This window comes from Syntrophomonas sp. (assembly GCF_028707975.1).
Lineage (GTDB): Bacteria > Bacillota > Syntrophomonadia > Syntrophomonadales > Syntrophomonadaceae > Syntrophomonas.
This window is the reverse complement of record NZ_JAQVZX010000027.1, coordinates 1-10,870: the sequence shown is the minus strand read 5'-3', so window position 1 is coordinate 10,870 and position 10,870 is coordinate 1. Positions and strand designations below refer to the sequence as shown.

Here is a 10,870-nt window from a genome sequence, read left to right as displayed (position 1 = left end):
TAACCCTGGGCACCTATACGCACATAGAGGAAATCCTTGATCACATCTACGATTCGTACGGCCGCCTGCCCATCCCCATACGGGTTGATGGCTCGGGCCATTTTCTCATACTCTTCCCTACTGGTAAGAAGCAACCGGGCTTCCTTATAAATCTTTTCTTGTATCGTACCCACCAGCTTCACCGTCCCGGCTTGCAGGGCCTCCGGGCGTTCCGTGGTATCCCGGAGAACCAGAACCGGTTTGCCCAGGGAAGGAGCTTCTTCCTGCATACCGCCGGAATCGGTTAAAACCATATAACAGCAATTCATCAAATGGGCAAAGGGCTCATAGTCCAAAGGATCAATAAGGTGAAAACGCTCCCGCCCTTTAAGCATCTCCTGGGCCAAATCTTTTACTACCGGATTACGATGAACCGGGAAGACCACCTCCACATCCGGGAATTCTTCCACCAGGTCAATCAAGGCCTGATAGACCTGCCGCATAGGATTCCCCCAATTCTCCCGGCGGTGGGTGGTTACCAGGAGCAGGCGTTTGGATAAATCTATTCCTTCAAGCTCAGGCCCGAATTCATAATCGGGACGGATAGTATCCAATAGAGCATCAATAACCGTGTTGCCGGTAACCCATATCTTGAAACTACCGGTCGATTCATTTAAGAGATTCTCCCGGGCGATATCAGTGGGGGCAAAATGCAGCTCTGCCAGGCGGCCCGCCAGAGTACGGTTCATTTCCTCAGGATAAGGTGAGTATTTGTTCCGCGTACGCAGACCGGCTTCCACATGGCCTACCGGAATTCTTTGGTAAAAGGCTGCCAAAGCTGCCGCGAAAGTAGTGGTAGTATCACCATGTACCAGAACCAGCTCAGGCTGCTCCTTTTCCAATATTCCCTTCATACCATTCAGAACCCCGGTGGTAATACTGTAGAGGTCTTGTTTTTCTTTCATAAGGTTTAAGTCATAATCCGGCATGATATCAAAAAGCTGTAAAACCTGATCCAGCATCTCCCGGTGCTGAGCCGTTACCGCTACCACCGTTTCGATATCCTTCACTTTTTTCAGTTCCTTAATGACCGGAGCCATTTTAATAGCCTCCGGCCGAGTCCCAAAAACCGTCATTACCTTTCCTAAACGCATGTTTAATTCTCCTTACTTATGCTGCCAGGCAACTTTTATTGTTACTAACCCCCCCATGGCCAGGGGCCACAACCACCCTCACACCTCACTATCACTTAATCGCGGAAACTCGTGTATAGGGTGCCCCGTTCGAACGAATTTTCACAGTTTATTTTTTTTCCTTACCCTTCTTATTTATACACAATCTTCTTTCTTCCTGCTTTTAGGCAGAGCAAAATAAGAAGATGCTCGGTACTCAAATCATTATAATAACTTGAGTGCCGGGCACCAATAAGCTAAACCTAAACCCGGCGGGGATATTCCAGACCACCGTTTACTCTTATTTTATCTCCTGCTACCGGCTCCCGGTCCTTGCGGAAAGTAAAGGAGAGACCAATTCCAATAATAATCATAATAATGAGACCCAGCACATTAAAAGCTATGTCCGGAAAACCCAGGTTCTTAATGGTGACCTTGCGAAAAGCTTCCGCCATCCAGGTAAAAGGTGTTAATTCGGAGATAGCGATAATTACCCCTGGTATCCGGTAGCGCGGCCAGGTATACCCGGATATCATAAATATAGGGATAGATAAAAGGATCAAGTAACGGCTGATTTGCAGGCTGTTCTCCGCATAGAGGGAGATAAAAAAGCCCAGGAACATAATAGCACAGGTATAGAGAAAACCCAGCAACAATATTAACAGAATGCTCCCTTCAATCTTGAGCAAAATAAATTGATGAGCAAACCATAGTAATAGAGCATAATTAAAAAAGCCAGCAATGATATATGGTAAAGACTTGCCGAAAATAATTTGCCAGCGTTCCAGGGGACTGGCCAGATAATGAATCCAGGTGTTGCCCTCTTTTTCCCGTGGTATAGTAAGGGTGATCCCCAGGAGACCAAGCTGGTGCAGGATTATAAAAATAACCCCCGCATAAAGGAAGTTAATATAACTGTAAGTAGGATTATACCAGGTCATTATACTACATCTTACCATATTTAATACTTCATCACTCTGGGTCGGATGCATACCCATAGACTGCAGGTAAGCAGCAGCATAGCGGCGGTTGAATTCATCCATCCCCTCATAAGCAAATTTGCGCACATTGTAGCCCCAGAGCAAATTGCTCGCATCATAAACGGCCAAAACCTCGGTACCCTGCTTTTGACTGAGTTTTTGGGAAAAATCCTCCGGGATAACTATTCCCCCGCGGATTATACCCTCCCGCATAGCAGTTTCCATTTTTTCGTAGCTGTCTATTTCGGGATTAATTTTAAAATGCTGACCACTGCTAAAAACATTGACGACCTCCCGGCTGGCCAGGCTATGGTCCAGGTCAACCAGAGCAAAGGGAACATCGTTTATGGCGGCCGAGAAATAAACCGACCCCATCAAGAACGCATAAAAGAGGGGGGCAAGGAAAACGATGGCAAATGCCACCCGGTCTTTTAGGATGTGCCGCACTTCGTAGTTGGCTATATTCAGCATAGTTCTCATCGGCTCTCCCCCTTTCTACCTGGTATTCTGCGGTATCAACCTGAAGAATACCATGCTTAAAGCATAGGCTATCAGGGCAAACAACAGGAATTGAAAATAGTATTGCGACATATAGGTCCAGCTGGCATCTTTCATAGTGAGAAAGATTACCCCCTGGAAAAAACCGGTCTGCGGCAGCCATTTTACCACCTGGGCCAACACTTGCGGCATCGCCTCCAGGGGCCAGGTAAAACCGGAAAGTACAAAAGCGGGAACCGCAATGGCCATGACTATACGGCTGGCATCGGCTGAATTGCGGGCAAAACTGGAGATCAGAGTTCCCAGGCTATGCATCGCCACCGCAAAGCCCAGAGTAAACAACATTAATTTGCCAAAATCACAGCGCAAAGGAAGGTGCAGTACTTCAAAACACAAGCCATATAAAACTGCCACTGTAGCCATGAAAATGACCAGGTGAGCCAGGATCTTGGCTAGAAATACTATGAACAAAGGGATGGAGGAAGATTTCAAATGCACCCAGCTGCGGGTGCCCGTCTCTCCTATAATGGTCATGGCTGATAACAAGGTGCAGCATTGTTGCCAGATATTGAGCACCAATCCAAGCACCAGAAAGAAAGCGTAATTGATGGTAGGATTAAACCAGGGTTCATCCACGAAATTTACCGCCATCAAAGCATTTTTGGCATCCTGCATATGTTCTCCCTGGGCCAGTAAAACCTTTACCCCGCTTTTTACCTCAATGGTTCGAACCACCTGCAAAACAGCCACACTGGAATTGATCGCGTAGACCATGTTGCTGCCATCGATAATCATGGCCACCCGGGTGGGACGTCTCAATTCCTGCTGCTGTCCGAATTTTTCCGGAATAACCACCCCGACCACCACTTCGCCTTTTTCGATGGCTCTTTTTATTTCCTCGTAGCTATTATAATAAGCTACTACATCAAGATTTTCCGCCTGCTTTATATCAGAGGCCACAGCCCGGCTCTGCGCACTGTGATCCAGGTCGGCAATAGCGGTCGGTATATCGGTCAAAACCTGCGTACGGTAAGTCAGGCCAAAAAGAAGCAAGGAAAGAAGCGGCATCACCAAAAGCACGACACGCAGGCCACGATCACGCCATATATATGTAAACTCCCGCCGGAAAAAAGCATAAAAAAGCCTAAGCATCCTGTTCACCACGCTTCTTGGGGATCACAGCGTTTAGCTCTCTCCATAAATTCTCCGCCTCATCCGGGCTGTAGATATGAATACTACCGTCATCCAGCCAGGCTACACGATCCAGGTAATGAACATGTTCCATATTGCTAAAGCCACACAAACAGCTATTGCCCTCCTCCAGATATGCTTCCAGGACCTGCAGAATTATGCTGCGTGACTCCAGGTCGATATCACGGATAATTTCATCAATAATCAAGATTTCCGGACGATTCAAGAGGGCACAGGCCAGAGCTACGCGCTGGTAAACCCCAACCTGCAAGCTGGGTAGAGCTTCGTGCAGGTAATCCTCTAATTGCAAGCGTTGAATAACGTCCTCCAGCCGCTCAAAAGGGGCTTTTTTGATTACCCTGAATAAATCCAGGTTTTCGGCTACATTCAAGTCCGCAAATAAACTGGGCTGCTGGGTCACCAAACCCAGCTTCTTTTTATAGGCCTGGCTTTTGGCGATATTCTGTCCCCATATCTCTATATTCCCGGATTTTATTCGATCAACCCCCAGGGCTGCGTGTAGAAGTGTAGTCTTGCCCGTACCACGCAATCCGAATACACCCAAACACTCTCCCCGATAAAGATCCAGGTCAACGCCGTTAAGCACCGTACGTTTGCCTACTTTTTGCACCAGGCCCCGGATAGAAATGACAACTCCCTTGTCGCCGGTGTTTTTCATAGGCTCCTACTCCTTCTCTAAAATACGCACTGATGCCGTCATTCCAGTTTTCAGGCGCAAATCACTATTGGGGATATCCACCCGCAGCTCAAAGGAGCGAATATCATGGCTGTACATTTCATTAACCGCCTTATGTACGGCAAATTCCCCGGCATCACATACTTTGACCACCTTACCCTGGAAAACCTCATCCGGATGAGCCGGTACCCTTATCTCGGCTAATTGTCCTAATTTAACCCGGCCAATTTTGCTTTCATCAATATAGATCTTGACATAGCTACGGCGCAGATCACTTATTTCGAAAATGGGGGTACCTGCATTAAGCATTTCCCCGCTTTCCAGATACTTTATTGTAATAAAACCGTCAATAGGGGAGTAGAGTTTAGTGTTAGCCAGGTAAGCTTCCGCCTCCTGAACCGCCCCCTGAGCCTGCTCAGCCACCCCCTGGGCTGCCTCGCACTCATGCCGTGCTACTTCCACCTTTTCCCGCCCGGCCAGAGCTTCATTCAGTTGACCCTGAGCCGCCTTTAAAGCATTGGTAGCTTCATCAAACTGGCTGTCGGCAATGGCCCCGCTTACATGCAAACTTTGGGCCCGATCGTATTTCTGCTGGTAGTTGGTCAGGTTGGCTTCTGCTTTGGTTATCAGCGCCTCAACCGTCTGGCTGGTGGCAACTACCCCGCTCTCCGCCTGCCGGGCTCGACCCTGAGCCGCAGCCAGTGCTCCCTGGGACTGTGCCAGTTTCGCCTCAATTTCACGGCTGTCCAGCTCCGCCAGCAATTGCCCCTTTTCAACCTCCATACCTTCATCCCCATAGATGCGAGCTATTTTACCCGGAACCTTGAAAGCCGCATTAACTGTTGTCGCTTCAATGGTTCCGGTAGCGCCCAGGCTTTCATGAGCCTGGGTAACCAGCGTTTGCTGCCTCTGAAAATACCCCACCAGGATAATTATAGCCGCCACGAATAACAGCAATAATAGGATAAATACGACGTTTCGCCTGGTTTGAAGTACCCCTGTTGCCTTGGATTGCATTATCCTTACTCCCCCTTTTTCTCCTCTTTATTTATTCCAGTTGCCCGGCAGATAAATTCATTATAATTCTAATCTGCCGGGTACCTGCTATACCGCTATACTATGCCAGAATACCCCGCGTCAAAACCAGCTTCATCAGACTAATGATCCGCTCCGGATCACTATCCCAGCTTTTTTCGCCCACAAAAGGAAAAGTGGCATCCTGAAAAATTGCCTCCAGTAAGCGCGCCAGCTCATAACTCTCCACTGGAATCAATCGTTTCTCTTCCTGCCCCCGCTCAAATACCGCCACTGCCATCTCCAGCTTTCTTCCAAGTTTATTTTGGATATCCTCCATCCATTCCTCCCGAACCTGGTTTTGCAGGCGACGCCGCACCCAGGAAGATAGAATCTGGTTATATCCCCGGAAGAATTGAAATTGCAAAACCAGATAGTTGTCTATGGCTGTCAGCAGATCAGCATTATGCAGGCACTGTTCCTCAATGTCATGACATAGCTTTTCCAGTTCCCGGGATATAAGGCAGGTCAGCAAGTGATCCTTGTTCTTAAAGTAGAGATAGATGGTACCCTTGCCACAGCCTACCTCCCGCGCTATCTCATCTACTGTCACCGCCTCAAAAGGCCGGCTGGAGAAAAGCTGCAAGGCCACCTCCGCAATAAGATTCTTCTTTAGCTCTTTTTCCTTTTCTTTCAGCGACAAGAATTCAGCCCTCCTGTCCAGTCAGTTCTGAAACTGACCACTCAGTTTTATAGCCTCATTTTACCCCCGTCAGCAAATTTTGTCAAAGGATAAAAAACAAAAAGTGCCCGGCACTAATTTATTAAGTTTAAAAATAAATAACTTAACAAATTTAGTACCGCGCACTAGCATTTTACTATCTCTTATTTCTTCAATCCATTCATAAGTATGTCGGTAACATCGTGGGCCAGTTCCTCCGGTGCGGTTTCCCAGCCGTCCAGGGTGATAGGAGCCCACATGGCCGCCACAGAGCCGGTTAATAACACCTTTACCAGCATGGGGTCAAGCTCGCGCAGCTCTCCCCGGGCGATTCCCTCCTGTATGATTTCAACGACCCGCTCTTCTTTCTCCTGACGCTGGGTATAGATCCAATCCCGCAGTTCCTCGTCAAAAATATCGCTGTCCCAAAATACCAGACGGGTCAGCTCTTTATTATCCCGGCAGAATTTTATATGGGTCTCGAAAATGATACGAAGCCTTTGCTCCACGGATAATTGCTTCATCTCTTCCGGGTTGAAATTCTGGTAGTAGACCTGCAGGCTTTTATTGAGCATATCCTGAAAAAGCTGCAGCTTACTGGAGAAATATTCATATATAGTTCCCTTCCCTATCCCCGCCACGGCAGCAATCTCCTCCATACGGGCATTATGGTAACCCTTGGAGGAAAAGACATGAACCGCCGCCTCCAGAATCAGCTCTCTCTTAGCTTTTTTCATATCTACTCTCCTCTACTACTGCCAGGTATTAAAGCACTTATATTAGGTTTTTGCATAATTAACTCTCACAAAAAACAATTTCAATATATGGTGTGTGACTCCACTGCAGGAAACCCTTTTTGTTGTATAAGGGTTGCATGAATATACAAAACGCTGGCGAAGGTGAAAGCGGGCGCTCGAAGACCGCCCTTACAATGCCTTGCAGTCGCTATTAAGGTTGTTGCGCCTGATTCGGAACGACACGGGGGTCGTTCCCTACATAGCCTGCGATCGCTATTATGGGTGCTGACCCCATATTGTAGTTTTCAAAATTATTTTTACAGATTTTTTTAGATTATGCAAAACCCTCATATGCCTAGCATTTTTTTATTACCTGCTGCGGAACTTCAGCTTCTGACCCCAGTCGTCAAAGATACTGTAAACCACCGGTACCAGTAACAGGGTGATAAAGGTGGAAACCAGTAAACCGAAAATTATCACTATGGCCAGCGGAGCATCGGCTTCGGCTCCTTCCCCTATGCCCAGGGATAGCGGGAACATGGCCAGTATGGTGGCAAAAGCGGTCATGAGTATGGGACGCAGCCTTACCCGCCCGGCTTCAACTATAGCTTCATCCCGCTCCATGCCGCGCTCGCGCAGCTGTTTCAGGTAATCCACCAAGACTATGGCATTGGCTACCACTATGCCGACCAGCATTATTACCCCGATGAAGGCCGATACGCTAAAGGCTTTGTTGGTAAGGAGCAAGCCCAATACCACGCCAATAAAGGCAGTCGGCACCGAGAACATTATTACAAAGGGGTTGAAAAAAGACTCATATTGTATGGCCATTACCGCATAAACCAGGATAATGGCCAAAATCAAGGCGATGCCCAGGCTTTTGAAACTGTCCATCATATCTTTGTTTTGCCCGCCATATTCAATACGATAGCCGGAAGGCAGGTTAATCCTGGCCACCTCGTTTTGTATATCCTTCATTACCACGGAGAGATCACGGTTTAAAAGGTAAGCGTTTATTTCCGCTCGGCGCACCCGATCCACCCGCGTAATCTGAATGGGTCCGGGGGCCATTTCGAAGCTGGCGATTTGTGACAAGCGCAGAACCCCGCCCCTGGGGGTGCTGATAGCCAGGTTTTCCAGGTATTCGAGTTCTTTGTGATTCTGGGGAGAGTAACGTACCCGGACATCCACCTCATCGCCCCCCACTTTGTAGCGAGTAGCAACATTCCCCATCATAACATTCTTAATCTCTGCTGCTACCTGCATCGGGGTTAAACCATAAGTGGCGGCCCGTTTACGGTCAACCTTAACCTGTATTTCCGGGCTGCCATCACTCAATGATGAAGTGACCTCCCGGGTGCCAGGCACTTTTCGTACTATTTCCGCAACTTCTTCGGATACTTCCCGCAAAACCTGAAGGTCATCCCCCCGCACCTGCACACTGACCTGTCCCCCGCCGCCGCTGGGGCCGGTGGAAGTGAGATCCATGATGCTGACTTTGATTTTGGAACCGGCCATCCCGCTCAGCCTGCCGCGAATATCTTCCGCCACCTCGTCCCCGCTGCGCTTACGCTCATCTTTGGGGACTAATTTAACATAGAGGGTAGCCTGATCCGCTTTGGTTCCAGAATCCAGAAACATGCTGGCCGAGCTGCCCACGCTGGAAAAAATCGTAAAGACCTCAGGAACCTGCCGCAATTGGGCTTCCACTTTTTCTACTACCTCTTCCGTGTCCTTCAGCAAAGTACCCTTGTCGTTTTCAATGCTTATGGATATTTCTCCTGCATCCATCGCGGGCAGGAACTCCGCTCCGATAAAGGGAACCAGGGCCAGGGCGCCAATCATCAGCAGCGTGACCAGAGCCACCACATGACGTCGATGCCCCAGGGCCCAGCGCAGGATAATTTTATACCTCTCCCCCAAATTATCTAGCCAGCTGCCGAAAACAAAGACCACTCGGGATATCCTCCCCTTTTCTGGATCCAGCGGCTGCATGGCTTTATCACTGAGCATCCGCGATGCCAGGAGAGGAACAATGGTTAAAGCTACTATAAGGGAACAAAAGATAGCGAAGCTGACGGTTATAGCCAAAGGTTTGAACAAGACGGAAGCCAGGCCCTCGGCAAACATTATAGGGAAGAAAACCGCAATAATGGTGGTGGTGGAAGCGATAACCGCATTGCCCACCTCCGAGGCTCCGGTGAGGGCAGCTTCTACCGGCGGCAGACCCAAGCTGCGGTGCCGGTAAATATTCTCGAAAACCACTATGGAGTCATCCACCATACGCCCTATTCCCAGGGCCAGACCCCCCATAGTAATAAGGTTCAAGGTGCTGTTGTTGACATACATAAGAATAAATGTGGCGATAATCGACAGGGGAATAGCTGTAAAGACTATCAAGGTGCTGCGGCCATTGCGCAGGAAAAGAAAGAGAACCAGTATAGCGAGTAGTGCTCCTTCCACCATCATGCGCTTGGTTATATCCAGGGACTGGTTGATAAAGGCCGACTGATCCATGACCACTTTAAAATCGAGGTCAACATCCAGCTCCTTCTGGATTTTTTCCATTTCTTCTCTCACTGCCGCGCAAGCCTTGACGGTATTGGCATCGCTCTGCTTCAGGCAGTGTATACCCACAGCCTTGCTTCCATCCACCCGGGTAATCTGGGTGTCATCCTTGTAGGCATCTTTGATTTCTGCAATATCGTTCAAATACACTGTATTGCCGCTGGCGGTGAGGATAGCTACATTCCTGATATCATCCAGATTTTCAAATTGCTGCAGGCTGCGAACATAATACTCCCGCTCACCTTCCCGGGCCTTGCCGCCGGAGAGATTGAAGTTTTCCAGCTGCAGGACCTGATTGACCTGAGCCAGGTTTAGACCATAATCCTCCAGTTTTACCGGGTCTACTTCTACCTTTATCTCTCTTTCCAGTCCCCCGGTGATGATTACCGAGGCTACCTCCGGGATGCGGCTGAGACGAGGCTCAATGACATCCTCAGCAATAGACTGCAGCTGCCCCAGGGATATTTTGTCCCCGCCGCTGATACCCATCTGGATAATAGGCATCATGGTAGGGTCCATCTTCAAAACCATGGGCTTTTCTACCCCACTGGGCAAAGACTTCTCTATCAAACCTATTTTCTCGCGGATGTCCATTAGAGCGCTGTCGATATTCGTTCCCCAGTTGTATTTGATGAGAATGAGGGAGGATCCCGAAGTAGACTGGGATTGAATCTCTTTCACACCGCTCAAGGTATTCAATATACCTTCCAAGAGCTGGCTAACCTGCGATTCCACCTCTTCCGGACCGGCACCTGGATAGGAGGTCATAACCGCGGCATAGGGGAATTTCATCTCCGGATAAAGATCCAGGGGGATTTTGGACAGGGTGAAAAAGCCAAATATAATTACCACCGCAACCAGTATGGTTATGGTAACCGGCCGTTTAACCGCAAAATTTACAATTCTCATTATTTAGACCCCCCGGCAACAACCCTTACCAGGGTTCCATCACTGACCAGCGTATTACCCCGGGTAATAACCTCCTGCCCCGTTTTAAGACCCTTGTTTATCTCAATATAGTTTTCATTTTTGATGCCGGTTTCAACTTCCACTTCCCGCGCCCGCTTCTCTTTATCCTTCACATCCACGACAAAGACCACCTGGCGCCCGGACTTGGGAACTACAGCATTAACCGGAATAGCCAGAACATCTTTTTTACTCTGGGTATCCACCCGGGCTTCGGCAAACATCCCTGACTTAATTTTACCATCCGCATTGGACAGACTGACCTTCACCGAATAACTGCGCTTAACCGGATCCGGCACCACGGAGACACTTTTCACCTGCCCTTTAAAAGGCTTCTCCCCCGCGGC

At 48.7% G+C, this 10,870-nt stretch carries 9 protein-coding genes; all 9 read right to left on the bottom strand.

Annotated elements, in window-relative coordinates; translation table 11 throughout:
- A partial coding sequence (gene wecB, locus PHP87_RS05575; RefSeq protein WP_299919387.1) for a non-hydrolyzing UDP-N-acetylglucosamine 2-epimerase occupies nucleotides 1–1,133 on the bottom strand: 1,133 nt, incomplete at its 3' end.
- Between the two features lie 281 nt (nucleotides 1,134–1,414).
- Complete coding sequence (locus PHP87_RS05570) at nucleotides 1,415–2,611, bottom strand: ABC transporter permease (RefSeq protein WP_299919385.1); 1,197 nt, start codon at nucleotides 2,609–2,611, stop codon at nucleotides 1,415–1,417.
- 15 nt (nucleotides 2,612–2,626) lie between these two features.
- On the bottom strand, nucleotides 2,627–3,781 hold the full coding sequence (locus PHP87_RS05565; RefSeq protein ID WP_299919383.1) for an ABC transporter permease: 1,155 nt from the start codon (nucleotides 3,779–3,781) through the stop codon (nucleotides 2,627–2,629).
- Nucleotides 3,774–4,499 carry an ATP-binding cassette domain-containing protein gene (locus tag PHP87_RS05560; RefSeq protein WP_299919382.1) on the bottom strand — a complete coding sequence of 242 codons (726 nt, stop codon included), beginning with the start codon at nucleotides 4,497–4,499 and terminating at the stop codon, nucleotides 3,774–3,776. Before PHP87_RS05560 ends, PHP87_RS05565 begins: the two co-directional genes overlap by 8 nt.
- A 6-nt stretch (nucleotides 4,500–4,505) precedes the next feature.
- On the bottom strand, nucleotides 4,506–5,534 hold the full coding sequence (locus tag PHP87_RS05555) for an efflux RND transporter periplasmic adaptor subunit (protein WP_299919379.1): 1,029 nt from the start codon (nucleotides 5,532–5,534) through the stop codon (nucleotides 4,506–4,508).
- A 100-nt stretch (nucleotides 5,535–5,634) separates the two neighbouring features.
- Nucleotides 5,635–6,234, bottom strand: a complete 600-nt coding sequence (locus PHP87_RS05550) for a TetR/AcrR family transcriptional regulator (protein WP_299919377.1) — start codon at nucleotides 6,232–6,234, stop codon at nucleotides 5,635–5,637.
- Between the two features lie 182 nt (nucleotides 6,235–6,416).
- Nucleotides 6,417–6,989, bottom strand: a complete 573-nt coding sequence (locus PHP87_RS05545; RefSeq protein WP_299919376.1) for a TetR/AcrR family transcriptional regulator — start codon at nucleotides 6,987–6,989, stop codon at nucleotides 6,417–6,419.
- A gap of 369 nt (nucleotides 6,990–7,358) precedes the next feature.
- The gene (locus PHP87_RS05540; protein ID WP_299919374.1) at nucleotides 7,359–10,466 is read right to left on the bottom strand and encodes an efflux RND transporter permease subunit; all 3,108 of its coding nucleotides are present in this window, start codon (nucleotides 10,464–10,466) and stop codon (nucleotides 7,359–7,361) included.
- Nucleotides 10,466–10,870 (bottom strand): efflux RND transporter periplasmic adaptor subunit (locus PHP87_RS05535; protein ID WP_299919372.1); only part of this gene is annotated, 405 nt, incomplete at its 5' end. The genes PHP87_RS05535 and PHP87_RS05540, both read right to left, overlap by 1 nt.

What these genes read in the sequence shown, in the direction of transcription:
- PHP87_RS05565 (WP_299919383.1), bottom strand. Translation starts at nt 3,781, where the DNA reads ATGCTTAGGCTTTTTTATGCTTTTTTCCGGCGGGAGTTTACATATATA.
- PHP87_RS05540 (WP_299919374.1), bottom strand. Translation starts at nt 10,466, where the DNA reads ATGAGAATTGTAAATTTTGCGGTTAAACGGCCGGTTACCATAACCATA.
- PHP87_RS05555 (WP_299919379.1), bottom strand. Translation starts at nt 5,534, where the DNA reads ATGCAATCCAAGGCAACAGGGGTACTTCAAACCAGGCGAAACGTCGTA.
- PHP87_RS05545 (WP_299919376.1), bottom strand. Translation starts at nt 6,989, where the DNA reads ATGAAAAAAGCTAAGAGAGAGCTGATTCTGGAGGCGGCGGTTCATGTC.
- PHP87_RS05560 (WP_299919382.1), bottom strand. Translation starts at nt 4,499, where the DNA reads ATGAAAAACACCGGCGACAAGGGAGTTGTCATTTCTATCCGGGGCCTG.
- PHP87_RS05570 (WP_299919385.1), bottom strand. Translation starts at nt 2,611, where the DNA reads ATGAGAACTATGCTGAATATAGCCAACTACGAAGTGCGGCACATCCTA.